The 26040-nt window shown below is 58.8% G+C and carries 20 protein-coding genes and 1 pseudogene; 7 read left to right on the top strand and 14 right to left on the bottom strand.

Annotated elements, in window-relative coordinates:
* Positions 1–102: 102 nt before the first annotated feature.
* A complete protein-coding gene (locus ABTV22_RS08100) occupies positions 103–1062 on the bottom strand; it encodes a DMT family transporter (protein WP_433739365.1) in 960 nt (319 codons plus the stop codon).
* Between the two features lie 115 nt (positions 1063–1177).
* Here ABTV22_RS08100 and ABTV22_RS08095 point away from each other — a divergent pair.
* A pseudogene (locus ABTV22_RS08095) lies at positions 1178–1300 on the top strand (DUF6316 family protein); the annotation flags it as partial.
* A 118-nt stretch (positions 1301–1418) separates the two neighbouring features.
* Here the strand turns inward: ABTV22_RS08095 and ABTV22_RS08090 are convergent.
* Both ABTV22_RS08090 and pap read right to left on the bottom strand, forming a co-directional pair.
* Positions 1419–2603 carry a thiolase family protein gene (locus ABTV22_RS08090; protein WP_433739364.1) on the bottom strand — a complete coding sequence of 395 codons (1185 nt, stop codon included), beginning with the start codon at positions 2601–2603 and terminating at the stop codon, positions 1419–1421.
* Positions 2604–2705: 102 nt separating this feature from the next.
* Positions 2706–4220, bottom strand: a complete 1515-nt coding sequence (pap, locus tag ABTV22_RS08085; protein WP_433739363.1) for a polyphosphate:AMP phosphotransferase — start codon at positions 4218–4220, stop codon at positions 2706–2708.
* 252 nt (positions 4221–4472) lie between these two features.
* Here pap and mnmC point away from each other — a divergent pair, with 252 nt between their 5' ends.
* Positions 4473–6455, top strand: coding sequence for a bifunctional tRNA (5-methylaminomethyl-2-thiouridine)(34)-methyltransferase MnmD/FAD-dependent 5-carboxymethylaminomethyl-2-thiouridine(34) oxidoreductase MnmC (gene mnmC / locus ABTV22_RS08080; protein ID WP_433739362.1), 1983 nt, complete (start codon positions 4473–4475; stop codon positions 6453–6455).
* Positions 6456–6460: 5 nt separating this feature from the next.
* On the opposite strand, the gene ABTV22_RS08075 is transcribed toward mnmC, so the two are convergent.
* Positions 6461–11272 carry an NEL-type E3 ubiquitin ligase domain-containing protein gene (locus ABTV22_RS08075; RefSeq protein ID WP_433739361.1) on the bottom strand — a complete coding sequence of 1604 codons (4812 nt, stop codon included), beginning with the start codon at positions 11270–11272 and terminating at the stop codon, positions 6461–6463.
* A gap of 296 nt (positions 11273–11568) precedes the next feature.
* Between ABTV22_RS08075 and ABTV22_RS08070 the strand changes: the two genes are divergently transcribed.
* The 4 genes from ABTV22_RS08070 (at position 11569) to ABTV22_RS08055 (ending at position 16880) form a co-directional block, all read left to right on the top strand.
* Entirely contained in the window at positions 11569–13341 is a 1773-nt protein-coding gene (locus tag ABTV22_RS08070; RefSeq protein ID WP_433739360.1) for an N-acetylglutaminylglutamine amidotransferase, read from the top strand.
* A 3-nt stretch (positions 13342–13344) separates the two neighbouring features.
* Positions 13345–15096, top strand: coding sequence for an N-acetylglutaminylglutamine synthetase (ngg, locus tag ABTV22_RS08065; protein ID WP_433739359.1), 1752 nt, complete (start codon positions 13345–13347; stop codon positions 15094–15096).
* Between the two features lie 157 nt (positions 15097–15253).
* Entirely contained in the window at positions 15254–16444 is a 1191-nt protein-coding gene (locus ABTV22_RS08060; protein ID WP_433739358.1) for an osmoprotectant NAGGN system M42 family peptidase, read from the top strand.
* A 208-nt stretch (positions 16445–16652) separates the two neighbouring features.
* Positions 16653–16880, top strand: a complete 228-nt coding sequence (locus tag ABTV22_RS08055) for a YheU family protein (protein ID WP_110967037.1) — start codon at positions 16653–16655, stop codon at positions 16878–16880.
* Here ABTV22_RS08055 and csrA read toward each other — a convergent pair.
* The 3 genes from csrA to ABTV22_RS08040 form a co-directional block, all read right to left on the bottom strand.
* Positions 16869–17060 carry a carbon storage regulator CsrA gene (csrA, locus tag ABTV22_RS08050; RefSeq protein ID WP_433739357.1) on the bottom strand — a complete coding sequence of 64 codons (192 nt, stop codon included), beginning with the start codon at positions 17058–17060 and terminating at the stop codon, positions 16869–16871. The two genes, ABTV22_RS08055 and csrA, sit on opposite strands and share 12 nt — an antisense overlap.
* Positions 17061–17213: 153 nt before the next feature.
* The gene (locus ABTV22_RS08045; RefSeq protein WP_433739356.1) at positions 17214–17546 is read right to left on the bottom strand and encodes a YnfA family protein; all 333 of its coding nucleotides are present in this window, start codon (positions 17544–17546) and stop codon (positions 17214–17216) included.
* 64 nt (positions 17547–17610) lie between these two features.
* Positions 17611–18426 carry an SDR family oxidoreductase gene (locus ABTV22_RS08040; protein WP_433739355.1) on the bottom strand — a complete coding sequence of 272 codons (816 nt, stop codon included), beginning with the start codon at positions 18424–18426 and terminating at the stop codon, positions 17611–17613.
* 270 nt (positions 18427–18696) lie between these two features.
* On the opposite strand from ABTV22_RS08040, the gene ABTV22_RS08035 reads away from it, so the two are divergent.
* Entirely contained in the window at positions 18697–18855 is a 159-nt protein-coding gene (locus ABTV22_RS08035; protein WP_170948722.1) for a DUF3309 family protein, read from the top strand.
* 60 nt (positions 18856–18915) lie between these two features.
* On the opposite strand, the gene ABTV22_RS08030 is transcribed toward ABTV22_RS08035, so the two are convergent.
* The 7 genes from ABTV22_RS08030 to ABTV22_RS08000 form a co-directional block, all read right to left on the bottom strand.
* Positions 18916–21015: an LTA synthase family protein gene (locus ABTV22_RS08030; RefSeq protein WP_433739354.1), complete on the bottom strand. Its 2100-nt coding sequence runs from the start codon at positions 21013–21015 to the stop codon at positions 18916–18918.
* A 355-nt stretch (positions 21016–21370) separates the two neighbouring features.
* Positions 21371–21976, bottom strand: coding sequence for an START domain-containing protein (locus ABTV22_RS08025; RefSeq protein WP_433739353.1), 606 nt, complete (start codon positions 21974–21976; stop codon positions 21371–21373).
* 86 nt (positions 21977–22062) lie between these two features.
* A complete protein-coding gene (locus ABTV22_RS08020; protein WP_433739352.1) occupies positions 22063–22317 on the bottom strand; it encodes a YkgJ family cysteine cluster protein in 255 nt (84 codons plus the stop codon).
* Positions 22318–22481: 164 nt separating this feature from the next.
* On the bottom strand, positions 22482–22955 hold the full coding sequence (locus ABTV22_RS08015; RefSeq protein WP_433739351.1) for a translation initiation factor 2: 474 nt from the start codon (positions 22953–22955) through the stop codon (positions 22482–22484).
* 100 nt (positions 22956–23055) lie between these two features.
* Complete coding sequence (locus ABTV22_RS08010; RefSeq protein ID WP_433739350.1) at positions 23056–24495, bottom strand: PLP-dependent aminotransferase family protein; 1440 nt, start codon at positions 24493–24495, stop codon at positions 23056–23058.
* 379 nt (positions 24496–24874) lie between these two features.
* Positions 24875–25687, bottom strand: a complete 813-nt coding sequence (locus ABTV22_RS08005) for an OmpA family protein (protein ID WP_433739349.1) — start codon at positions 25685–25687, stop codon at positions 24875–24877.
* Positions 25684–26040 (bottom strand): DUF4398 domain-containing protein, encoded by a 357-nt coding sequence (locus ABTV22_RS08000; RefSeq protein ID WP_433739348.1) that lies wholly within the window; start codon positions 26038–26040, stop codon positions 25684–25686. The genes ABTV22_RS08005 and ABTV22_RS08000 overlap by 4 nt, the downstream gene beginning before the upstream one ends.

Here is a 26040-nt window from a genome sequence, read left to right as displayed (position 1 = left end):
GGCAAGCCTCGCTCCTACGGGGTTTGCGTCGTTCACGGATTTTGTGTTCGACGCAACCCCCGTAGGAGCGAGGCTTGCCCGCGATGAAGCCCATGAAAATCATCAGCCGACCGCCATTCTGGCCTTGCGTGCCTTGAGCCCGGCAATCAACGACGGCCCCAACGCCACCAATGCCGACCCCAACACCACCAGCACCGCCCCGCCATACCCCAGGCCATTGATCGTCTCGGCATGCACATAATCCGGCCACCACCACGCGGCCAGTGCAACAGCACCAAAGGTGACCAGCGGCGTGATCGCCAATGTCGCGCTGACCCGGGACGCTTCCCAATGGGCCAAAGCTTCGGCAAAGGCGCCATAAGCGATCAGAGTGTTCATGCAGCACGCCAGCAACAGCCAGCCTTGTAGCGGGTTCAGTTGCAGCGCTTCCAGCGGATGCACCCACGGCGTCAGCAATAACCCGCAGAACAGGTAGATCACCATCATTACCTGCAACGAATTCCACACCGTCAACAACTGCTTCTGCCCCAGTGCATAAAAGGTCCAGACGGTGGAGGCCAACAGCACCAGCAACACGCCAGCGGTGTAGTCAGTCAGCGAGGTGAGCAGCTCACTCAGGCGTTGATTGAAGAACAGGGCGAAACCGATCAGCAGCACCAGCAAACCAATGCCCTGCCCCAGACTGAAACGCTCCTTGAACACAAACACACTGGCGATCAGCAACATGATCGGGCCCATCTGCACCACCAGTTGCGCGGTGCCGGGGCTGAGCAGGTTCAAGCCCATCAGGTACAACACGTAGTTGCCCACCAGGCCAAGCACCGCCATCAACACCAGCCAGCCGCCGCGCGGGCCGAGCACTTTGCGGCTCGGCAGGCGTTTGGTCGCGGCCAGGTAAATGAACAGGCAGCTACCGGACACCATCAGGCGAAACCAGGTCACTGTGACCGGGTCCATCACCAGCAATACCTGTTTGAGCTTGATCGGCAGGATTCCCCACAGCAACGCGGTCAGCAAGGCCAGGAACAGACCGTAAACCCAGCGACCGGATGAAATGTGCATGCGAACCCCAAAGCCCAGTGTCAAGAACCGTCATTCTAGGCGCACCCGCGTGTGGCACACAGAGACAGTTTGCACTTCGCCGCGAATGAAACTGTGCAGGTCGCAAGCGTTTGCCATGTGCGGCATGCGCGCCCAGAACAACGCCCCCGCCACGCACTTTCGCAGTGACTGGTTGTGTCGGGTGAACGGGGAGTTGTATTTCAGCACCCGGGAAAACACGCTAGAGGGGCCGTTGGACCGGTAAACCGAGTGACTGCTTCGCGGGCAAGCCTCGCTCCTACGGGGGTTTGTGTCGACGGGTGTTCGATGCTAAACCCGTAGGAGCGAGGCTTGCCCGCGAAGGCGACCTCTCAGATTTAACGCACCGCCTCAAACAACCCCGTAGCCCCCATCCCGCCGCCCACGCACATGGTCACAATGCCGTAGCGCAGGTTGCACCGCTGCAACTCGCGAACGAGGTGCCCGACCTGACGCGAACCGGTCATGCCGAAGGGATGACCGATAGAAATCGAGCCGCCATTGACGTTGTACTTCGCGTTATCGATTTCCAGGCGATTGCGCGCGTACAGACACTGCGAAGCGAACGCTTCGTTGAGTTCCCACAGGTCGATGTCATCGATCCGCAAACCTTTCGCCTTGAGCAGTTTCGGCACGGAAAAAACCGGACCAATGCCCATCTCGTCCGGCTCGCAACCGGCCACTGTGAAACCACGGAAGAACGCCTTGGGCTTGAGCCCCAGCGCCAGCGCTTTTTCCAGGCTCATCACCAGCGTCATCGAAGCACCGTCGGACAATTGCGAAGAGTTGCCTGCCGTCACCGACCCGTCCTCGGCAAACACAGGCTTCAACCCCGCCAGGCTTTGCAGCGTGGTGTCAGGGCGATTGCAATCATCGCGATCAACAATGCCCTCCAGGATCTGCACCTGGCCGGTGGCCTTGTCTTCAACGCGGTACTTCACCGCCATCGGCACGATTTCATCGTCGAACAAACCGGTGGCCTGCGCCTTGGCGGTGCGCTGCTGGCTTTGCAGGGCGTACAGGTCCTGTTCTTCGCGGCTGACGTTATAGCGGCGAGCGACGATTTCAGCCGTCTGGCCCATCGGGAAGTAGATCCCCGGCACCTGCTCCTTGAGCAGCGGATTGATCAGATTATCGGTGTTGACGCTTTTCATGGTCAGGCTGATGGACTCGACGCCACCGGCGACGATGATGTCACTGCACCCCGAGGCGATCTGGTTGGCGGCAATGGCAATCGCCTGCAAGCCCGACGAGCAGAAACGGTTGAGGGTCATGCCGGCGGTGCCGATACCCAGCCGCGACAACACCGCGACATTGCGACCGATATTGTAGCCCTGGGCGCCTTCGTTGGAACCGGCGCCGACGATGCAGTCCTCGACGCTGGTCGGGTCGATGCCGGTGCGCGCCAGCAAAGCGTTGACGCAGTGCGCGGCCATGTCGTCCGGACGGGTCTGGTTGAATTTACCGCGAAAGGATTTGGCCAGGCCGGTCCGTACACTGTCGACGATCACCACTTCACGCATGGCATACCTCATTGTTGTTGTCGGTTGAGAGTGGGTCGAGCATAAGCCCACCCAATTACCGACCGCGACAATCATTCACCCCGCGTATGCGCAACCATCGACTCACTTCTTGTCTTTGCGCTCGTGCTTGTCTGATCTTTCGAACGCTTCGTCCAACGCCCGGTTGATCGTGCGCAAGACTTTGACCCTCGCCCAGCGTTTGTCATTGGCCTCGACCAGGGTCCAGGGCGCGATTTCGGTGCTGGTGCGGTCGACCATGTCGCCGACGGCCGCGCGATAGTCATCCCACTTGTCTCGGTTGCGCCAGTCATCCTCGGTAATTTTGAAGCGCTTGAAAGGAATTTCTTCACGTTCCTGGAAGCGCTCCAATTGCGTCTGCTTGTCGATGGCCAGCCAAAACTTGACCACGATGACGCCAGCGTCGGCGAGCTGTTCTTCGAAGTCGTTGATTTCACTGTACGCGCGCAACCAGTCCGCCGGGCTGCAAAACCCTTCGACGCGCTCAACCAATACCCGGCCGTACCAGGAACGGTCAAACACGGTGAACTTGCCCCGCGCCGGTATGTGTCGCCAGAAACGCCAGAGATACGGCTGCGCCCGCTCTTCTTCCGTCGGTGCGGCAATCGGCACGATGTTGTACTGACGCGGGTCCAGTGCCGCCGCTACTCGGCGGATCGCCCCACCCTTGCCCGCCGCATCGTTGCCCTCGAACACCGCCACCAAGGCGTGACGACGCATGCGCTTGTCACGCATCAACCCGGAGAACCGCGCCTGCTCGGTGATCAATTGTTCTTCATAATCGTCCTTGGACAGGCGCAGGCTCAGGTCGAGGCTATCGAGCAGGTTCACCTGATCAACGCTTGGCAACACAGGCGCGGCGCTGACTTTTTCCGGGTGGATTTGCGGGCGCTTCAGCGCGCCTTGCAGACCTTCGAGCAGGATCTTGCCCACCGCCAGGCTGCGATAGTGCGGATCCAGGCCGGCGATGACATGCCAGGGCGCATAGTCGCGACTGGTGCGGCGTAAAACGCGTTCGCCATATTTCACGAACTTGTCGTAGGTTTGCGACTGCTGCCAGTCCAGCGGACTGATGCGCCAGCTGTGCAGCGGGTCGTCGGCCAAGGCCTTGAGGCGCGCCTTCATCTGCTTTTTGGAGAGGTGGAACCAGAACTTGAAAATCAGCGCGCCTTCATCGCACAACATCTTTTCCAGGCGCTCGGCGGCGTTGATAGCCTGATCGAGCCGAGGGTCCTTGATCTCGCCATGGACCCGACCCTGCAGCATCTGGCTGTACCAGTTGCCGAAGAAAATACCCATGCGCCCCCTGGCCGGGAGCATCCGCCAATAACGCCACGCCGGCGGCCGTGCCAGTTCTTCGTCGGATTGCTGATCGAAGGTGCGGACCTCGATCTGACGCGGGTCCATCCATTCGTTGAGCAACTTGACCGTCTCACCCTTGCCGGCACCTTCGATGCCATTGATCAGGATGATCACCGGGAATCGCTGTTGCTGCTGAAGTTCGAACTGCGCTTCGAGCAAGGCTTCGCGCAGGGCGGGCACTTCGGCCTCGTAGGTTTCTTTGTCGATGGTGTGATCTATTTCGGCAGATTCGAACATGGACGGCTCCCTTCCAGATGTGAGCAAGACTAGCGGAAATTCAAGGTTTTCGTGTCACATCGCTGGCCAAAAGATCGCAGCCTTCGGCAGCTCCTACAGGAAACAGCGCACACCTGTAGGAGCTGCCGAAGGCTGCGATCTTTTGGCTAAATCCGCCATTGTGAATAAGTCGCCCATCGCGTGCGTTGCCATGAATCAAGCAGCTGGCCCGCGATCGGCTAGAATGGCCGCCTTGCCATTGCCGAGCCTGCCATGAAACCTGTAGCACCCCACGCCCAACTCGACTGGGACGACCAAGGGCTCCCGCGTTCGCGGGTGTTCGACGATGTGTATTTCTCCGACTTGTCCGGGCTGGACGAAACCCGTTATGTCTTCCTTGAGCAGAACGCATTGCGTGAGCGCTTTGCCGCGCTGCCAGTGGGCGGACGGTTGGTCATCGGCGAGACCGGTTTCGGGACGGGGCTGAATTTCCTGTGCGCCTGGCAGTTGTTTGAGCAACACGCGGTGGCCGGCGCACGACTGCATTTTGTCAGCGTCGAAAAGTACCCGCTAAGCTTGCCGGACCTGCAACGGGCGCTGGCCTTGTGGCCGGAACTCAAGGTATTTGCCGACCAACTGCTGGCGCAGTACGTGGCGATTCATCAGGGCTTTCAGCGTCTGGTACTCGATGGCGGTCGCATCACCCTCACCCTGCTGATCGGCGATGCCCTGGAGCAGTTACCGCACCTGGACGCGCAAATCGATGCCTGGTTTCTCGATGGCTTCGCCCCGGCGAAAAACCCCGACATGTGGACCTCCGAGCTGTTTGCCGAACTCGCCCGGCTGGCCGCACCCGGTTCGACCATCAGCACCTTCACCAGCACCGGCTGGGTACGACGTTTGCTAAACGCCGCCGGCTTCAAGATGAAGCGCACGCCGGGCATTGGTCACAAATGGGAAATCCTGCGGGGCGCGTTCATCGGCTGGCCTGAGGAAACCCCAAAACCTGCAGTGGCCAAACCGTGGTTTGCGCGACCAGCGCCACTGACTGGCGAACGCCACGCACTGGTGATCGGCGCTGGCTTGGCCGGTTGTGCGACAGCCGCAAGCCTCGCTGCTCGCGGTTGGCAGGTCAGTCTATTGGAGCGTCACGCGGGTATAGCCAAGGAAGCCTCGGGTAACCCCCAAGGTGTGCTGTATCTGAAACTGTCCGCCCACGGGACGGCATTGTCGCAATTGATCGTCAGTGGTTTCGGCTACACCCGCCGCCTGTTGGAGTCACTGCAACGCGGCGTCGACTGGGATAGTTGCGGCGTGCTGCAACTGGCCTTCAACACCAAGGAAGCCGAACGCCAGGCGCAACTGGCGGCCGCCTTTTCCGAGGACTTGCTGCACATCCTCGATCAAGCCCAGGCTGAGGCTCGCGCCGGTATCGAGCTGCCGTCGGGTGGTCTGTTTTACCCCGAAGGCGGTTGGGTGCATCCACCTGCCCTGTGCCAATGGCAAGCGACGCAATCGAATATTCAATTGCTGACACACCACGATGCAGTGGAACTGCACCGTGTAGACGAACGATGGCAAGCGTGGAGCGGCGACAGGCTACTGGCCGATGCGCCTGTGGTGGTGCTGGCCGGAGCGGCCGAGATCAAACGTTTCCCGTACAGCAGCGAGTTACCGCTCAAACGCATTCGCGGACAGATTACTCGCCTGCCCCAGACACCTGAAAGTCAGTGCCTGGGCACCGTTGTCTGTGCCGAAGGTTATGTGGCGCCAGCTCGTTTGGGTGAACATACGCTGGGTGCCAGTTTCGACTTCAACAATGACGATCTGACACCCACAGCGGCCGAGCATGCAGGCAACTTGCAGATGCTCGAAGAAATCTCATTGGACCTTGTGTCTCGACTCGGTGCGCACACCCTGCAACCTGAAACACTTGCAGGACGCGCAGCCTTTCGCTGCACCAGCCCGGATTACCTGCCAATAGTCGGCCCGTTGGCTGATTCACGGGCATTCGTCGATGCCTATAGCGTCTTGAGCAAGGATGCCCGGCAAACACCGGACATCCCTTGCCCATGGCTGGAGGGGTTGTACGTTAACAGCGGCCACGGCTCACGAGGATTGATCACCGCGCCGCTGTCCGGCGAATTGCTCGCCGCTTGGCTGGATAACGAACCGCTGCCATTGCCCAGAGCCGTGGCCGAGGCCTGTCATCCGAACCGTTTTGCCTTGCGCCGCTTGATTCGAGGTAAGGCCTGAAGAGGTCAATCCAGCGCAAAGCAAACCTTTGACGCGTTTGCCTGGATGGCGGCGTCGGTCAGACGCTTCAACAAGACCGTCTCGGCTATGTTCAACTCATTGGCGATACCGTCGACTCGCGGCCGATAATCCACACCCAGCGCTGCCTCGTCATCAAAAGCCGCCTCCATCCGCGCGTGGAAAGGCGCAGCCAGGTCGGTGAATTGCTTGGCGTGATGCTGTCGCAAGAAGTCGCTCCAGAACGTACGGCCACTCATGTACGTCGATAGTTCAGGGGAGGTTTCTGCGCTGACGACCTTGTTATACGCGGCATCCAGGTTTGCGGGTTTAACGCCACCAAGCGCTGCGTAACGCATATGCCGGGGCTGCCCGACCAGTTCTAGCCTTTCGGCCAGCCCGGTGCGATACGCCAACTCCACCTCCACCGGATCGAGCGAAGGATTAGCACTGGCATGCTCCCGAGCGATTTTGGCGAGATAATCCTGGCGGAACAGGCCTCGCCCAAGACTCAACAACCGAGCAGCCTGATCATGGGCATTTGCAGATTGGCGAACCACCGTATCGAGGTTCACTGCCACCTCAAGGTTGCTGAAAATCGTGGCCGCCGAGTCAGCGCAATTGGCTTTCACCGCCATCGACAGCAATTGATCGCGCAGGGCCGGGTCGGTCTGGGTCGCCTCGATGACACTCCAAACCCGCCGACTCATATCTTCGCGCACGAAGCGACTGTCCGCAGAGCTGCCAACATCTGCCAGCAACTCGAAAAATCCATCCGAACCGGGCTCGTTCTTCAGTGCCAGCCAGGTACGATTGCGCGAGGTGTAGTCAGCTTCAGCGGGTTTCGACATCCAGAAATCCCGAGCCCTTTGCTCATTAAGCACTTGGGTATTTTCGTCCAGAAGCCCCATCCCTATCCCGGTATTGTCCCGATAGGTTTCCAACTTCGTACGACTTGTCGCCGATATCGGGTTGTTGCGCAGATTGATCGTCTGGGCGAAACGCTGAGGCATCTGGAACAGCCAGTCCGGCAAATCCCGAATCTGATTGCCGCGCAGGTCCACCATGTCCAGATAGGGCGGTAGAGAAAGTCCAACAGGCAATTCCGTGGCGTGGGTATCGCTGAGGAACAGCGATTGCAGATCCAGCATTTTGCTGACATTGATCGTGGCCCCCAAGCGATTACCGCTGAGCCCAAGCGAGCGCAAATTGCGCATATCGGCCAGCTTGGTCAACGTGTGCTCGGTCAGCTTTATCTGATTATCGTCCAGGCTCAAATGTTGAAGGTTGGGCATGTGCGACAACACCTCAGGCAATCGTGTGAGTTGATTGCGGTCCAGCTCCAGGCTGACCAGCCCTTTGAACGGTTTGAGGAAATACACCAGTTCATCGCCGGCCTGCATGTCCTTGATCGATAGACTGCGCACATGAGCAACGTCCTGCTCAGTCAACGTCGGCAAGCGGCCAACCGGATTGCGCTCCAACTTGAGCGTGGTAGAAGGCTGATCTTGCCGCGATACCCGGCGCCAGCAACTTTCAATGGCGTTCGCCACCTGACGACGATTGGTCCGGATATCGTCAAGTTTCCCCGACACCGTTTTCATTTGTGCTTCATCATCACGCCAGGCGTGCAGCAGCTTACGCAAATGCTTGAGCTTAATGCCCAATTCCTTCAGTCGCTTTGCCCGCTCCATCGGTGTACTGCCGGCGTTGTCGAGAAACGATGAAACCTGAATATCAGTGAACAGCGGGTAGATTTTTCTGACTTTACGAATCAAGCCCCTGGGATAGGTACTTACTCCGGGCGGGCTTGCTTGAACACAGCCAGCAAGATGTTTCGCTGTTTCATTGTGCTCGCTACGCAGCACCCGACGGGTGCGTGCCGGATCACCGGTGGCAGCCTTCGACAGTCGTGATCTTAGTGTCGGGATATCGAGCGTTTCGTCCCCCGCGAGCCCCATGCGGGTGCGCTGATTGGCAGGCAATGCATCGAGTATCGTCTGAAGCAACGTTTCGCTCGTCAACGTGGACGACACATTGCCATTGGCCTGGGTGAACTGGTAGCCGGTGCTCGTCTTGACGATCACCCCGCGAGCCTGTGCATCAATGCTGCCTACACTGTCCAGCAAGGTGCCGGTCACTGAACCCAGGCGGATTTCAAGTCGATAATCCTCATCCCAGCCTTGAATCCGATCCATCAGCCCCAGCGTCAACTTTTCGGTATCGGCATTGGCCAGTTGCGGGAGCTGCAACCCCGTGAGCGCGCGATCCTGCCTGATGAGAGCCCGCATCTTGCTGACCTGCCGCGCCAGATCCACCCCGAGGATCTGGCGCTCGCGCAGAAAAACGCGATCCCTGCCAGAGGCGTTTTCCAGCAACTCCTTGCATACACGCACCGGAAGGTCAGCGGCCTGTTCGTGCAGCGCCGTAACATCGCCGGCAGGGGTGCCGTCATAGTTTTTATAGAGCCACTCGAACAGCGGTTGACGATTGCCCTTGAGGCTTTCCGCGATTTTCTTTGCCAGCAACTGCGATTTGGACTCAGTGGTCGTACTGCCGATCATGTTATCTACCTCATTGGGGTAGAGACCACTGATGACGGTATCGAGCAGTTTCCCCGAATCCAGTTGCGCCTGATCAACGTGCACGCTGTTGTTCTCATCATTCGTTGGCGCCGATTCAGGAAAGCGAGATGTAATCACGTCGTCCCCATCGCACACTTCAATGAAGCGCTCGGCGGGCCAACCGGATAGCCTCGGCAATGTGTGCAGTTGCTCCTGGATGAAATCGGTACTCGTCGTTTCCCCATTCTCCATTGCCGTGATCAGCGTGGAGATACGCCGGTGGATTTTGAAGCGCTCGACACAGTCTTTCAGCCGTTGGGGCAACGGCAAGCTGCTTTCATGCAACTGGTGAATTTTGTCAGGCGTCATGTCGGTGATGTCGGCAATCGCATCGAGGTCGATGCCGGAATCACTCAAGCGCTGATCTGTACGCCCCAGCGCATAAGCACCGTCGCGCCACTCGTGTGCGTGCTCATGAACATGCCGCCATCCACCGTCCATGCTTCGCTCGATGGCCGGCTGAAACGCATCGTCACGCTGAGGATGCTTGATGGTCCATCCCGTCCCTGCCGCCTTGCGGGTAACGCGATAGGGGGCGCCGTCGATGACGACCGAAGTCTGCCCCGCATGCCTGTAGATCCCTTGAGCATCAGGTTGCGCATCGGCTGGCAGTGACGTGGTCTGCTGATAGGACTCGAGTTCGGGTCTCCAAAGCCTGGCTTTACCATCAGGAGCGGCGACGGTCTCGAAACCGTCGAAAAACGCTGTCGACTCTTTCACACCTGCGCCGACGGCTTTGGCGATAATTTTGCCGCCCGCAGCAAATGCCGCCAGTTGAGCGACGTTTTCCACAACACTCAGTAAATGGGACAACGCCTCGGTGCGCTTGCCGTGCGTCCAGTCAACCACGCCTTCGTACACTTCGCTAACGATGTCGACCACAACGGCCGCCAGCATCAATTGGCCGATCACAGGTACGAAAAAAGCAGCGGCGTTCAACAGCACAAGACCTCCATCCAGCAAGGTCTGGAGGTTATTTTCCCGTTGTTGCTCATCGACGTCTTCAGTCGGAACGGCGAGGATTCGCGCGTCCTCCTGGGTCTTGCTGACAAATGCACTGTAGAAAAAATCGGCCACACAGGTGTCGGCGTCAGACGCAGCCAAGGTACCCAAGGTCCTGCCTTTGTCGAATTGGGTAAAGAAACCGGTCTTATCATGACCATGCAAGTACTGCCCGGCAAAAAACTTCCGGTAACTTGTGCTTTGCAGCTTCAGGGCGAGGTAGACCTTGAACTCATCGAGTGACGCATATTCATAAAGCGGTCGCCGGGGTTCGTTCGGCATATAAACCACGCACCTGGCCCTGGGCTCGGTATCAATGGAGACCTTGGTAAAGACCAGCACCCCACAGATGCAGGTGTCATGAATCATCAGCCCTTGCCAAAGCACCGGCCCGCCATCGAAGACAGCACCTTTTGTTCGAGCCGCAGGTTCATCCTGTTCGATCACCTTCAGCAGCATGGTGTAAGCGGCTTGGGTGATGTCCTTTTTCAGGTAGGCCACGTGAAGGGCGACTTGCAGGTCCAGCACCTTCAACCGCCGGATGTCGGCGACAGAGGCCCGATCCTCGACAGGCGCGCCCTCAACGGGTTTGGCCGGCAATGCCAGAGCCTCGTCAATATGCTGCTGATAGCGGGCACCCAGGTCGAGTTCACGACAGAACGTCGCGAATTGCTCAGGGGTCATTTCAGATCCGTATTGGGGCTTTGCATCGATCCGTATCACTGAGCCCGCTGCCACTGCGCCGGTCTTCGCTTCCCTGGGGGTGAAGTTTTCCATGGCGGCGTGAAGCAGGCTGCGCGAGATAGTGTCCGCGTTAATCAAGTAGCCGAGAGGGAACAGCCCTGTTGAGGAATACTCTTTTGTAGGAATGTCCAGCGTGTCCCGCTCGACGTCGAAATCGATTGTCCATTTGCCCTTGAGAAAGGTGTCCAGTTGCTCTTTGCAGAACTCGTCCAACGGCTTGAGCTTTTCGAGCGCCGTCGCGACCTTGGCTTGCGCGAGAAAGGACTGCTCGAGTGAGGTTTTCAACGCCTGCACCACTTTCAGATCCGCAGTGGCCAGCCATTGTGGAATAGACGCTTGCAGCACTTGAGCCTTATCCAGGTCACCGGTGTGACCCAGCAGGGCCTCGAGACGTTCCGCGTCTGTCATCGGCACCGCCGCCGGGGTTGCCTTGGGTGTTGTGGGGAGCATGAGCAATATCCTTATTGCATAAAAGGGTGCTCAGTTTAAGAAGCCCCGCAGACGATGAATAACTCGAATAGCGGGTCGAACCGGCCTGTATTCCAGCAGCAACCCGTATGCATCGCATCACTAATTACTACCAGTGCTGCGCCCACGTGTGCGCCCTCCGCCATTTGCCCTGCATTCCCTGCTTATAACCGATCGGTCTAAAACTCCCGTTAGCGAGGGGAGTCAGTTTCTGAGTACCCGCCATTTTGGCCGGGTATCGATTGACCCTCCCCAACGGAAAAACCGGTAAGGAATTTATGTGCGGATTAGCTGGCGAGTTACGTTTTGATCACCAACCTGCAGACCTTGCAGCCATTGAGCGAATCACCCATCACCTGGCGCCACGCGGCCCCGACGCTTGGGGTTTTCACAGTCAGGGGCCGATTGCCCTGGGCCATCGACGCCTGAAAATCATGGACCTCTCCGACGGTTCGGCGCAGCCGATGGTCGACGCTCAACTGGGGCTTTGCCTGGCCTTCAACGGCGCGATCTACAACTTCCCGGAGTTGCGCACCGAGCTGGAAAGCCTGGGTTATGCCTTCTATTCCGGTGGCGACACCGAAGTGCTGCTCAAGGGCTTTCATGCCTGGGGTGAAGCGCTGCTGCCCAAACTCAATGGCATGTTTGCGTTCGCCATCTGGGATCGCGATGCCCAACGCCTATTCATCGCTCGCGACCGCCTCGGCGTGAAGCCGTTATACCTGTCGCGGACCGGGCAGCGACTGCGTTTCGCCTCGTCCCTGCCGGCCTTGCTCAAGGGCGGTGATATCAACCCGATTCTCGATCCGGTCGCCCTCAATCACTACCTGAACTTTCACGCCGTGGTTCCCGCGCCGCGTACCTTGCTGGCCGGCATCGAAAAGCTGCCCCCAGCGACCTGGATGCGCATCGAGGCGGATGGCACTACCGAGCAGAAAACCTGGTGGACCCTGCCCTACGGCCCTCATGCCGATGAAACAGATTTGACGCTGGAGGACTGGCGCGACCGGGTACTCGACAGCACCCGTGAGGCGGTGGCGATTCGTCAGCGTGCGGCAGTGGATGTGGGTGTGCTGCTGTCCGGCGGTGTCGACTCGAGCCTGCTTGTCGGCCTGCTGCGTGAAGTGGGCGTGGAAAATCTCTCGACCTTTTCTATTGGCTTTCAGGATGCCGGCGGCGAGCGCGGCGACGAATTTCAATACTCGGACCTGATCGCCCAGCACTACGCAACGCAGCATCACCAACTGCGCATCGATGAAAAAGAAATCATCGAACAACTGCCCGCCGCATTCCGTGCGATGAGCGAGCCGATGGTCAGTCATGACTGTATCGCCTTTTACTTGCTGTCCCGAGAAGTAGCCAAGCACTGCAAAGTGGTGCAAAGCGGCCAAGGGGCCGACGAGCTGTTCGCCGGGTATCACTGGTATCCGCAAGTCGACGGGGCCAGTGATCCCTACACGGCCTACCGCGAGGCATTTTTCGATCGCAGCTACGAGGACTACGCCGCCACCGTGCAGCCGAAATGGCTGACGGCCAATGACGCCGCGGGCGACTTCGTGAAGGAACATTTCGCACAGCCCGGCGCCGATGCTGCCGTGGATAAAGCCTTGCGCCTGGACAGCACGGTGATGCTGGTGGACGACCCGGTCAAACGCGTCGACAACATGACCATGGCCTGGGGTCTGGAAGCGCGAACGCCGTTTCTCGACTATCGCCTGGTCGAGCTGTCAGCGCGGGTGCCAGGCAAGTTCAAGCTGCCCGACGGCGGCAAACAAGTGCTCAAGGAGGCCGCACGCCTGGTGATTCCGAGCGAGGTGATCGACCGCAAGAAGGGTTACTTCCCGGTGCCAGGGCTCAAGCACTTGCAGGGCGATACGCTGAACTGGGTGCGCGAACTGCTGCTCGATCCGAGTCAGGATCGCGGCCTGTTCAACCCAGCCATGCTCGATCGCCTGTTGACCGACCCGCAGGGCCAGTTGACCCCGTTGCGCGGTTCCAAGCTGTGGCAATTGGCAGCCCTGAACCTGTGGCTCAGCGAACAAGGAATCTGATCGATGAAACCTCACGCTACGGCCATCAACCAGCGTTTGCTGCGCGGTCAGACGCCCTCTTATGAACGCTTGCAGGCACGCCTGGCCGAAGACGGCAGTGAACTGGGTGCGGCACCGATCGCGGTGCATTGCGGTTGGGGCCGGTTGCTGATCGGCCACACCTTTGCCGATGCAGCCAGCCTCGCCCAGGAACTGCTCAACGAGCAGCCCGGTGAACGCGACATTGCGCTGTACGTCGCCGCGCCCCAGCAAGTATTGGGGCTGGAGCCGACCCAACTGTTCCTCGACCCGTCCGACACCTTGCGCCTATGGTTCAGCGATTATCGCCAGGCCACCCGAGTGTTTCGCGGCTTTCGCATTCGCCGCGCGCAAAGCGAGACGGACTGGCAATCGATCAATCAGCTGTATCAAGCGCGTGGCATGCTGCCCATCGACGCGACTTTGCTGACCCCGCATCACTCAGGCGGCCCGGTGTATTGGCTGGCCGAAGACGAGGACAGCGGCGCGGTGATCGGCAGTGTCATGGGGCTCAACCATCGAAAGGCCTACAACGACCCGGAAAACGGCAGCAGCCTGTGGTGCCTGGCTGTGGATCCGCACTGTTCGCGACCCGGTGTTGGCGAGGTATTGGTACGGCATTTGATCGAGCATTTCATGAGTCGTGGGTTGAGCTACCTTGATCTGTCGGTACTGCACGACAACCGACAGGCGAAAAATCTTTACGCCAAGCTCGGTTTTCGTAACCTCTCGACCTTTGCCATCAAGCGCAAGAACGGCATCAATCAGCCGCTGTTTCTCGGCCCTGGCCCTGAAGCCGAGTTCAATCCCTACGCACGGATCATCGTCGAGGAAGCTCACAGGCGTGGCATCGATGTGCAAGTGGATGACGCCGATGCCGGGATGTTCACCTTGAGCCATGGCGGACGCCGGGTGCGCTGTCGTGAGTCCCTCAGTGACCTGACCAGCGCGGTCAGCATGACCTTGTGCCAGGACAAAAGCCTGACCCATAAAGTGCTGAAGGCTGCCGGCCTGAATTTGCCTGCGCAGCAATTGGCGGGTAACGCCGATGACAACCTGGCGTTTCTCGACGAGCACCACCGGGTGGTGGTCAAGCCACTGGATGGCGAACAGGGGCAAGGCGTGGCCGTGGACCTGCACACCATCGAAGACGTTCAGCAAGCCATCGAAGCTGCCCGCCGATTCGACAGCCGCGTGCTGCTGGAAAGTTTCCACGAAGGTCTCGACCTGCGGATTCTGGTGATCGGATTTGAAGTGGTCGCCGCCGCGATTCGCCGGCCGGCCGAAGTGGTCGGCGATGGTCAGCACTCGATTGGCGCACTGATCGAAGCCCAGAGCCGACGGCGACAGGCAGCCACCGGCGGCGAAAGCAAGATCCCGTTGGACCACGAGACTCAGCGCACCCTGCATGACACGGGTTATGACTACAGCAGCATTCTGCCGGCGGGGGAGCATTTGTTCGTACGGCGTACTGCGAATCTTCATACGGGTGGAGTGCTTGAGGATGTCACCGCAATCCTGCACCCGACGCTGGTGGATGCCGCAGTGCGCGCCGCGCGGGCGCTGGATATTCCCGTAGTCGGCCTCGATCTGATGGTGTCAGCCGCCGATCAAGCGGAGTACGTGTTTATCGAAGCCAACGAACGTGCCGGGTTGGCCAATCATGAGCCGCAACCGACGGCTGAGCGGTTTGTGGATTTGTTGTTTCCGCACAGCCAGTCGGTGGCCTGCAAGTGACGCTTCGCCTGAGCTGACGCCTTCGCGGGCAAGCCTCGCTCCTACAGTTGATCGCATCCTCCTGTAGGAGCGAGGCTTGCCCGCGAAGGCGTCAGAACAGGCGAAAACGACCTCCCTCATCGAAACCATCGATGCGCTCAACCCATCAGGAGTTTCCATGACCATCAAATCTCCAGAACCGGACCTGACCTACCTGCAAAAAGTCCTGCTGGAAATGCTCGCCATCCCCAGCCCCACCGGGTTCACCGATACCATCGTGCGCTATGTCGCCGAACGCCTTGAAGAACTGGGCATTCCATTTGAAATGACCCGACGCGGCACTATCCGCGCCACACTCAAAGGTAAGAAAAACAGCCCTGACCGTGCCGTTTCCGCGCACCTGGACACCATTGGTGCGGCCGTGCGTGCAATCAAGGACAACGGCCGCCTGACCCTAGCTCCCGTGGGCTGCTGGTCCAGCCGTTTCGCCGAGGGCAGTCGGGTGAGTCTGTTCACCGACAACGGCGTGATCCGTGGCAGCGTGTTGCCGCTGATGGCATCCGGACACGCCTTCAACACCGCGGTGGATGAAATGCCGATCAGCTGGGATCACGTTGAATTGCGCCTGGACGCCTACTGCGCGACCCGTGCCGATTGCGACTCCCTGGGGATCAGCGTCGGTGATTTCGTCGCCTTCGACCCCCTGCCGGAATTCACCGAAAGTGGCCACATCAGCGCCCGTCACCTCGACGACAAGGCCGGTGTCGCAGCCCTTTTGGCGGCGTTGAAGGCAATCGTCGACAGCGGTGAAGAGCTATTGATCGACTGTCACCCGCTGTTCACCATCACCGAAGAAACCGGCAGTGGCGCGGCGGCGGCACTGCCATGGGACGTCAGCGAATTCGTCGGCATCGACATTGCGCCGGTCGCGCCCGGTCAGCATTCCAGTGAACACGCCGTGAGCATCGCGATGCAGGACTCCGGCGGGCCCTATGACTATCACTTGTCGCGGCACCTGCTGCGCCTGGCCAGCGACAATGAGCTGCCGGTGCGGCGCGATCTATTCCGTTACTACTTCAGCGATGCCCACTCGGCGGTGACCGCCGGCCACGATATCCGCACCGCCCTGCTCGCCTTCGGCTGCGATGCGACCCACGGCTATGAACGCACCCACATCGACAGCCTCGCCGCCCTGAGCCGCTTGCTCGGTGCCTACATCCTGAGCCCGCCGGTGTTCGCCAGCGATGCGCAACCGGCCACGGGCTCATTGGACCGCTTCAGTCATCAGCTCGAACATGACACGCAGATGGAGAGCGATACGCGGGTGCCGTCGGTGGACAGTCTGGTGGGGCAGCGGTCCGATAGCTGATCCGGGATTGTTAGCGCTTGGTCTGACCCCATCGCGGGCAAGCCATGCTCCTACGGGTTTTGCGTCGAGCAGAATATCTGCGAGCGACACAAAACCTGTAGGAGCATGGCTTGCCCGCGATAGCGCCAGACCAGACATCGCAGAAGCCAAGGCTAGCCGGCATCAATCATTCGCCGTAGCATCCCGTCATTGTTTACCCGAGGTGCTTATGCTGATTCCCCACGACCAACTTGAAGTCGACACCCTGACCCGCCTGATCGAAGATTTCGTCACCCGCGACGGCACCGATAACGGCGATGACACGCCGCTGCAGACCCGTGTCTTACGCGTGCGCCAGGCCTTGATCAAGGGGCAGGCATTGATCGTCTTCGACCCGGAAAGCGAGCAATGCCAGTTGATGCTCAAGCACGATGTGCCCAAGCATTTATTCGACTGACTGTTCCTTTTTGGGCTGTTTGCGCTGGATCCGTTCATAAATCTCGGATCGGTGCACATTGATGCTGCGCGGCGCCTCGACGCCGAAACGCACGCTGTTTCCATCGATAGCAATGACGCGTATGGAAATGTTGTCACCGATGGAAATCAATTCGCCCACAACGCGACTGAGTACTAGCATGACCTTTGTCCTTCAGGGTTACCGGTCCCTGAAGATGCCCGGCGCGCGACGCGCCTACAAGGCAATGGCCCTAATCCAGAACGATCTGACAGCTAATGACCAGCCCACCTGACGGAAATGTCTGACAGTTCACTTGAATGTAGGAACGATCCTTCAGGAGGCGGAAAAGCGTGGTCCGAACAGGATGACAGTCGCCCCGATCACGCACAGCGCCACGCCGATCCAGTCAGAGCCCAGTGGACGAATCCGCTCGACCACCGCCAGCCAACCAATGGATGCAATGATGTAGATGCCGCCGTAAGCGGCATAGGCGCGCCCGGCGTAGGTGGCTTCGATGCGGGTCAGCAGCAGTGCGAACAAGGTCAGGCTGAGCAGCGCCGGCAACACCCACAAAAAACTTTTGCCCTGACGCAGCCACATCCAGAAGGCGAAGCAGCCGGCAATTTCAAACAGCGCGGCAAGGAAAAACCACAAGTAATTGAGCATGCAAATGTCTCGCGAGGATGGCCGATGGCGGCCACCCTAACGAGGCTGTCGCTCAGGGGCAAGTTCAGCCCACGTTTTGTTTGGCCTTGGCGCGCATCTTGTCGGCCATGATGGTCATTTCGCTGTACAGCAACTGCGGGTTCTTCTGCTTGAGTGCCCAGGCCATGCGACCTTGCTCGTGAGGCAGGATCATGAACTCGCCGGCGGCAACTTGCTGGTAGATGTAGTCGGCAATGTCGGCCGCGCTGATTGGCGAGCTTTCCAGCAACTTGCCGACCTGGGCCTTCATGGCCGGGGTCGGGCCGCGGAATGAATCGAGCAGGTTGGTCTGGAAGAACGACGGGCACACCACATGTACACCCACTTCCTGATGCGCCAGTTCGATCAGCAGGCTTTCGGACAACGCCACCACACCGGCCTTGGCCACGTTGTAGTTGCTCATGGCCGGGCCTTGCATCAGTGCCGCCATGGACGCGATGTTGATGATCTTGCCTTTGCTCGCTTCCAGCAGTGGCAGGAAGGCCTTGCAGCCTTTGACCACGCCCATCAAGTTGATCGCGATCTGCCAGTCCCAGTCTTCCAGGGACAATTCACTGAAAAAGCCGCCCGACGCCACGCCAGCGTTGTTGACGATCACATCGATGCCGCCGAACTTCGATTCACAAGCCTGGGCGAAAGCCGTCAATTGGCTGTAATCGCGCACATCGCAACGTTGGATGAAACCATCGCCGCCTGCTTCGCGCACAAGTTTGAGCGTTTCTTGCAAACCGGGCTCACTGACATCGGACAAGGCCAGTTGCCAGCCTTCACGCGCCCAGCGCAGCGCGATTTCGCGACCCAGGCCAGAGCCCGCACCAGTGATCATCATGCGATTTTGCATAGCAAACAGCCTTGTTGTTCCGGGAGAGATGCGCCTGAGTGTAGCGAAGGATATTGCCCGACCCACGCTCCATCAGATTGCTGAATGGCCCGAGCAAAATGTCGGCAACTAGCGCTTGCGTAGCGAAATAATTCGTTGTTCGAAAAACATGAAAAAAAACTTGGAATTTTCTTCGAAGCGCGACAGTCGGATTTTTTAAGCAGCTCGAATTAAAGACATTCCTGCTGATCATTAACAACTCGGTCATTCCTGACTACTTACAGCAAGGAAATAGACATGGGCACAATTCTACTCATCATTCTGATCCTGTTACTGATCGGTGGTCTGCCGGTCTTCCCGCACTCCAGGAGCTGGGGATATGGGCCGTCCGGTATCATCGGTGTAGTGTTGGTCGTGATATTGATCCTGTTGTTACTCGGCAAGATATGAAGTTTCTACCTGCAAAAAAAAGAGGCCCTTGAAAGGGCCTCTTTTTATGGCGGCGGCTACTTAGTCCGGCTTGCTATCGACAACACCAGCGGTGTTGTCGAGCAGGCTCTTGGTTGCCGTTTGCAGGAACGATTCCAGCTTGGTGCGCAACTCCGCGGTACGCGGCGCATCCGGGATGATCTCCGCATGCGGGTTGGAGCCCAATTCGTAAGCGTACATTCTCGGCGCCATGTCCTTGTCTTTCGGCAACACCAGAATCTGGTCCGCCGTCACGATAGCCGTGGTCTGCTCGCTACCCGATGGCTTGATCACGCCGAAGCCGGTATCGCCTTCCGGCAGGTTCAGCAGGTCGCGACCCCAGCACTGGTGACGCACTTCCCCGCCGATCCGGCCCATGATGGTTGGCACGATATCGATCTGGGTACCGACCGTGTGATCACGCTTGCCGAACTTTTCCTGGATGCCCGGTGCGATCATCAGCATCGGCACGTTGAAGCGGCCCAGGTCCATTTCGGTGATCTGACGCTCGTTGCCAAAACCGTGGTCGCCGACGACGACAAACAGGGTTTCCTTGAAGTACGGCTCCTTGCGTGCCTGTTCGAAGAACTGGCCCAGCGCCCAGTCCGCATAACGCATGGCGGTCAAATGCTCGTTCAAGCTACCGCGGTCAGTCACGCGCTCGACCGGCAATGGCGTCGGCAAGGCATACGGGGTGTGGTTGGACAGGGTCTGCAGCAAGGCATAGAACGGTTTCTTGTCCTTGCCGTCGCGGGCCTTCAACTCTTCCAGGCCGCGGTTGAACATGTCTTGGTCGGACACGCCCCAGGTCGGGTCGGAGAACACCGGGTTAACAAAATCGTTACGCCCGATGAAGTTGGTCATGCCCTGGTTGCTGAAGAAGCCCGACTGGTTGTCCCAGGCGAAGTCACCGTTGTAGACATACACATCGTCGTAATGACGGGCGCTGAGCAGTTGCGGCAGGCCGGACAGCTTGTGGCTGCCTTCCGGTGTCTGCATCAGGTATTCGAAACCCGGCAGGTTCGGGAAGCAAGCCATGGTGGCGAACATGCCCTGGTGGGTATGGGTACCGTTGGAGAAGAAGCGATCAAACAGCAGACCTTCCTGCGACAGCTTGTCGAGGTAAGGCGTGATGTTACCCGGTGCACCCAGTGCGCCCACCGAGTGGCCGGCCATGCTTTCCATCAGGATCACAACGACGTTCTTGATCGGCAGGGTCTTGTCAGCCGGTGGCGTGTAGTCGCGACGCACTGCAGCGGTCTCGCTGTCCACCAGTTTGTCGTCCTTCACCAACAGCATGTCGCGTACGGTCTGCTGAGCCATCGGTTGTGGCAACGTGGCCTTCCAGATGTTGTCGCGATCTTCGGACATCCGGCTCTTCGCCGCCGCCGCCAGGGACAGCGTGCCGTTGAGGCCCAATTGGTTGGCGAAGTTGGAGTCGGTGGTATAGACGTCACCCCAGCGCATTGGCGGGCCCTGGCGCAGGGTGCCACGGGCCGCTACCACGCAGATCAGCAGGCAAACCACGAACACCACGACGCGCATATACCAAGGGGCCACCTGGCGGGTGCTGACGCTGCCACCGCTGAAGGGACCACGCGGACGGGTAGCGCGGTCGGCGCCTTTGAAAGCCAGGCTGAGGATCCAGGTACCTACGGCCCAGGCCAACAGGTAGCGGACCACCGGAAAACCGTACCAGAGCATGCTCATCACGGTTTTCGGGTCTTCCTTCACATACTGGAAGACCAGTCCGTTCAAGCGCTGGTGGAACTCACGGTAGAAGTCCATTTCCATCAGGCCGAGGAACAGCGCAATGCTGGAGGCCAGCGTCAGCCAGAAACGGAAGAACCCACGCGCGGCCATGGCCCGGGCACTGAACAGCGCCAACAGCAACGGAACGCAGAGGTACACCACCAGACGCAAATCGAAACGCAGGCCGTTGGCGAACGCCTCGACAAAGGTCGATGCCGGTGTATCGAGGATCATTTCGCGGTTGTAGACCAGCAGCGCGAGGCGCAGCGCGGAAAACATCACCATCATGACCAATGCGCACAGCAGCGTGTAGGCCAGATGCGATTTGACGGTCGGTTGCAGCAGGCGAGTTGAAGCTCGCTGCTGATTCAGGGCGTCCGGGATTGCCATGTCGTTTTAGGACCCATTGGAAGTTGAAGTTTCAAAAATGCAGCTGCGCCCTGCCCTCTATCGGCCCGTACTCGGCCATGGGGTTTGCGCGGTGCGCAAATGTTGCACGATCAACCGTGGCATTGCCATTGATTACTGTTCGATCATGCCGACGCGCGCGAATTGTCTTGGAGGCGTTGTGAAAATTTCGTACAGCGAATATTAGGAAACACAATAAAGACTGCTAGCTGAATGCAGGCTGTAGGAGCTGTCGAGCGCAGCGAGGCTGCGATCTTTTGATCTTTAAAAGCAAGATCAAAAGATCGCAGCCTTCGGCAGCTCCTACAAAAGAGGTGCCAGTACCTGGGAGGGAGATTTACTTCTCGGCGCGAGCCTTGAGGTTTTTCAAGGTGTTGAACGGTGCATCGACCACGAACTTGTTGGCCACCATCGACGGAACGCTACCGCCCGGCTCAGTGTGCACCTGATAGGTCACTTCAACCTGATCGCCCTTGGGGACGAACTTCCAGAAGCCATCGACCTTGGCCACCCGCACAAAGCCCTTTTCTTCAGGCAGGTACTTGGGCACGCCTTCGAGTTTGCGGGTCAGGCTGCCGTCGGCACCTTCGACGGTGGTGACATGCAGCACCGAATCTCGCGGGGTGACCGGCCATGGGGTATTGAATTGGGTGTAGGTCCAGCTTTGATCGCCTTCGTGCTTGAGCAGCTTCTGGACCTTGCATTCGTGAATCCAGGTGCAGGCACCCGGCACGTCTTCCTGCAAGGCACGCAGTTTGGCCACGGTGGTTTTCATCAGGGTGACGCCTTGGTACGCCTTGTAATCGGAACCAGGCACTTCACTCAAGGACACCTTGATGCCGTCCTCATTCTTGGCGACTTTCCAGTCTTCGGCCTGGGCGACCGACGTGGCCAATACCGCCGTCAAACCACACAACACAGCCATACGATGCAGCGAACCCATAATTTTATTCCTTATTGTTGAAGTTCCGTTCGTCAGGCTCGCACCTGCGATTACCTGCAGGTTTTTCGCAGGTGCGAGCCCGCACATTACGCGGCGGTCATTTGCTCCCACCAGCCCAGTAGCCGGATCGCTTCTTCGCTGCTGCTCCCACATACCTCAGGGTCGGCTTCAAATGCCGAACACACTGCCGGGCGTTCTGGCTGACCAAAAATCTTGCACAGGTTATCGGCAGACAGTTGCAGGCAGCGCTCCCCAGCGGTTTTGCCATTGGGCATACCGGGAATGGGTGAGCTGATGGATGGGGCAATGCAACAGGCGCCACAGCCTTCACGGCATTTCATGACGACGAGCTCCTCGCGACGGGCAAAGTGTTAAAGGACGGGGCACAGAGTAACCGCTAAAACAGTTGTTTTAAATTGCCGGAACGTGGGTTTTTATCTGCAAACGGGCGTGACCGGGCAGTCTCCGACAAAATGTCTGCGCAACACGCCGACACAGGCAGGATTTACCGCTTGAACTCGAACTCCAATGCGGCGCCTTCAATTTCCCGGCGCTCTTCGTTGCGCAATTGCAGCTGCATTTCGTTATTGATCAAGCGACCGTTGAGCTGAAACTGGCTGTTGTCGGACTTGTCACCGAACATTGGTGGCAACACTGGATCGCGTTTGGACAATGGCACCGTGCCGACTGGCTTCAACTCGTCGACCATGCCCTTGGGCAGGCTCAAGTCCAGATTGGCCGCAGGCAATTGAGTTTTCACCACTTCGCTGGCCGGTTTCGTCTTGGAGGCGATTGGCGCACGTTTCTTGACCGTCGCGGCTTTCTTTTTGACCGGTGCAGTTTTGTTGGCGGAAGGTTTTTTGTTCGACGTTGTGCTTGCCGCCGGCTTTTCCTGAACGGAAGCGGCCATGACAGGTGCCGACTGAGCGCTCAACAACAGGCAGATCAACAACCAGGTGGCAGGAAAAATCGGCTTCATGGATCCAACGGCGAACATCGCGAAAACGACAGAGGGGGACATATGCTCGCCTGTTGCAGACGCCATGACAAGCGCGGACAGGAAGAACCTGTCCGCTGCGTCACAAGCCCAGCGCCGTCTCTTGGCAAAGCTGGGTTGCCAGCATGCCCAAAGTCATCAATGCGCGCTCAGCCTCTCGATTCCAGGGAATGCCGCAGTTAAGCCGAATGCAGTGATTGAACTGCTCGGTATTACTGAAGATCAGCCCCGGCGCAATACTGATGCCCTGCTGCAGCGCGCGCACGTGAAGCTCTTGAGTGTTGACCCGCCCCGGCAGGCTCACCCACAAAATGAAGCCACCGGTGGGCCGCGTCATTTGCGTGCCTTCAGGGAAATACTGCTGCACCGCCAACTGGAAGGCACTGAGGTTTTTGCGGTACTCCTGGCGGATGTAACGTAGATGCCGGTCGTAACCGCCATTCTCCAGATAGGCGGCAATCCCCATCTGCGTGACGCTGCAGGCCGAATGGGTACTGAAGGTCTGCAAGCGCTGGATTTCCTGCTGATACTTGCCGGCAATCATCCAGCCGATACGCACTCCCGGCGATAGGGTCTTGGAGAAACTGGAGCAATAGATCACCCGGTCCAGCCGGTCATAAGCCTTGAGCGCCTTGGTGCGCCCCTGCTCAAACATCAGCTCGCCGTAGATATCATCCTCAACCACCTGTATGTCGAAATCCGACGCCAGACGCAGCAGTTGTTTCTGCCGCTCTTCGGGCATGGTGCCGCCCAATGGATTACTCAGGCGGGTGGTCAGTACCAGCGCCTTGATCGACCATTGGTTAGCCGCCAGTTGCAGGGCCTCGAGACTCATGCCAGTGGAGGGATCGCTGGGGATTTCGATGACCTTGAGCCCCAACAGATCGGCCAGTTGCAGCAATCCGTAATAGGTAGGCGACTCGGCCGCAATCAGATCACCCGGTCGAGTCAGCACCCGCAAGGACATCTGCAAGGCATCGACGCAGCCGTGGGTAATCACCACTTCCGATGGGTCGACCACCACGCCGGCATCGCGCATGCGGATGGCCACTTGTCGGCGCAATGGCTCGAAACCAGGGCTGAACATGTAGCTGAACGCACGAGGGCTGTGGAAACGCGTGACTTTGGCCAATTGCTGATGCAGTGCCCGCACCGGCAGATAATCAACACTCGGTACTGCGGCGCCCAGGGGGAACACACCTTCGCGGCGGGACTCGACCAGTACCTGTTGAATGATGCTGCTTCGGGTCACCAGGCCCGGACGCTCGACCCGGGCGATATCCGGCGTCGGCGCGGTCAAGGCCGGGGTCTGGTGTACGTAGTACCCCGACTGCGGCCGGGCACGGATCAGTCCTTGATCTTCGAGATTGGCATAGGCCTGTAACACCGTGGCATGGCTGACATTGAGCTGCGAACTCATCTTGCGCACCGAAGGCACGCGCTCCCCCGGTTGATAGACACCACGGCGGATATCTTCAGCCAACTGCTGAGCAATACGTTGGTAGAGCAAGAGATTGGTCATGACGCAGCACTCGATTTCACAGGCATTTTATTCTTGTGGGAAACGATACCGGAACAGTTTAGAAGTGTACTGGGACAGTTGCCACAATAGTCGACCGTACAGTGCAGTGTCAGCAAAATCTGTACTGCTTTTATCGGAAAGTGCGGAGTACTTCGCAGGCGAAAAAAAACCCGGCACTGTCTGGCAGGCCGGGTTTGCAGGAGCTATGTCGAAGGCGTGTAGGAGCAGTGTAGGAGCTGACGAGTGAAACGAGGCTGCGATCTTTCCCCACACACTTGAGTCCCAAGTGAACGATTGAAAGATCAAAAGATCGCAGCCTCGTTTCACTCGTCAGCTCCTACATAGCTCCTACATAGCTCCTACGCAGGGGGTTCAGTGTTTACCGGGCGGCGCCGAGCTGACCCTTTTCGTCGGAGAACACAATCTCCACACGGCGGTTCTGCGCCCGCCCCCGCTCGGAAGCATTGGCGTCCACCGGGTACTCATCGCCGTAACCTTCGACCTGGATGCGCTTGTCATCAATGCCCAGGTCCATCAACACGTCCGCCACCGATTGTGCTCGATCACGGGACAGCTTGAGGTTTTCCTGCTTGCCACCTGTACTGTCGGCATAACCTTCGATACGCACCGTGCGCTTGGGGTTGAGCTGCAGGAACTGCACGATCTTGAGCACCACGCGGTTCGCCGAATTTTTCAGCTCCGCTTCGCCGGTGTCGAACAGCACATCGCCCAGGGTCATCACCAGACCACGGTCGGTCTGCGTGGTGGCCATCGCCACAATCTGCTCCTCAAGCCATTTGCCCTGTTGCTGCACGCTGAGCAGCTTGGATTCACGCAAGGCCAGTTGCAGGCGTTGGCGCTCCAGTTCGAGCTTGTCGGCGCGCTCTTGGTTGAGCACCTGATTGGTGTGCTCACGAGCGATTTCGCTGTAGCGCTGGCTCAGATAAGCGTAATGCGCCACATCCCAACCGCTGCCCCAGTAGGAGGACAATCGGTCGGCGCGAGCCAGAGACTCACCAGCGCGAATCACGTCCTTGGGCGCAATTCGCAATACGTTGGAATCTTCCTTGACCTTCTGGAAGTCGGCACTGGCCTGTTGCAGCGCCACTTCGCTCTTTTGGCCGGCGCAACCATAAAGGCTCGCGCACCCGACCAGAATCAAACCACCGATAACCTTGGACCCGAGCTTCATTGGGCGTCTCCCAATTGCTTGCGCAGACGGGCGATGCGGGTATTGAGCACGTTCAATTGTGCCTCGCTCTTGAGGGTCAGGACCCGGGCTTCAGCCAGGCGCGCATCCAGTTCGGCCTGTTCGGCACGCATGCGTGCGTTCCTGAAGGATTGGTCGTTCATGTTGCCCTTGGCACGGTTGAACTTGTCTTCGGCCAGCTTCATTTCCGGTACTTCGTCGGCGGTGGCGCCAACGGCCCGGGCCTGCTCGACGGCCTGCTCGGTCAGGCGCATTTGTTCATTCGGCGCCGGATCGGCTGCACAACCCGCCAGAGCCAGAACGGCCAGGGCAGCGAAAAGAGGTCGAATAGTCAC

The organism is Pseudomonas putida (assembly GCF_050990305.1).
Taxonomy (GTDB): Bacteria; Pseudomonadota; Gammaproteobacteria; order Pseudomonadales; family Pseudomonadaceae; genus Aquipseudomonas; species Aquipseudomonas putida_AH.
This window is presented reverse-complemented; position numbering and strand designations above follow the sequence as displayed.

Coding starts and splice junctions, on each gene's coding strand:
- ABTV22_RS08020 (WP_433739352.1), bottom strand. CDS start 22,317: ATGAAATGCCGTGAAGGCTGTGGCGCCTGTTGCATTGCCCCATCCATC.
- ABTV22_RS08025 (WP_433739353.1), bottom strand. CDS start 21,976: ATGGGTTCGCTGCATCGTATGGCTGTGTTGTGTGGTTTGACGGCGGTA.
- ABTV22_RS08030 (WP_433739354.1), bottom strand. CDS start 21,015: ATGGCAATCCCGGACGCCCTGAATCAGCAGCGAGCTTCAACTCGCCTG.
- ABTV22_RS08015 (WP_433739351.1), bottom strand. CDS start 22,955: ATGAAGCCGATTTTTCCTGCCACCTGGTTGTTGATCTGCCTGTTGTTG.
- ABTV22_RS08010 (WP_433739350.1), bottom strand. CDS start 24,495: ATGACCAATCTCTTGCTCTACCAACGTATTGCTCAGCAGTTGGCTGAA.
- pap (WP_433739363.1), bottom strand. CDS start 4,220: ATGTTCGAATCTGCCGAAATAGATCACACCATCGACAAAGAAACCTAC.
- ABTV22_RS08045 (WP_433739356.1), bottom strand. CDS start 17,546: ATGCTCAATTACTTGTGGTTTTTCCTTGCCGCGCTGTTTGAAATTGCC.
- ngg (WP_433739359.1), top strand. CDS start 13,345: ATGAAACCTCACGCTACGGCCATCAACCAGCGTTTGCTGCGCGGTCAG.
- ABTV22_RS08060 (WP_433739358.1), top strand. CDS start 15,254: ATGACCATCAAATCTCCAGAACCGGACCTGACCTACCTGCAAAAAGTC.
- ABTV22_RS08005 (WP_433739349.1), bottom strand. CDS start 25,687: ATGAAGCTCGGGTCCAAGGTTATCGGTGGTTTGATTCTGGTCGGGTGC.
- mnmC (WP_433739362.1), top strand. CDS start 4,473: ATGAAACCTGTAGCACCCCACGCCCAACTCGACTGGGACGACCAAGGG.
- ABTV22_RS08100 (WP_433739365.1), bottom strand. CDS start 1,062: ATGCACATTTCATCCGGTCGCTGGGTTTACGGTCTGTTCCTGGCCTTG.
- ABTV22_RS08090 (WP_433739364.1), bottom strand. CDS start 2,603: ATGCGTGAAGTGGTGATCGTCGACAGTGTACGGACCGGCCTGGCCAAA.
- ABTV22_RS08075 (WP_433739361.1), bottom strand. CDS start 11,272: ATGCTCCCCACAACACCCAAGGCAACCCCGGCGGCGGTGCCGATGACA.
- ABTV22_RS08070 (WP_433739360.1), top strand. CDS start 11,569: ATGTGCGGATTAGCTGGCGAGTTACGTTTTGATCACCAACCTGCAGAC.
- ABTV22_RS08055 (WP_110967037.1), top strand. CDS start 16,653: ATGCTGATTCCCCACGACCAACTTGAAGTCGACACCCTGACCCGCCTG.
- ABTV22_RS08040 (WP_433739355.1), bottom strand. CDS start 18,426: ATGCAAAATCGCATGATGATCACTGGTGCGGGCTCTGGCCTGGGTCGC.
- csrA (WP_433739357.1), bottom strand. CDS start 17,060: ATGCTAGTACTCAGTCGCGTTGTGGGCGAATTGATTTCCATCGGTGAC.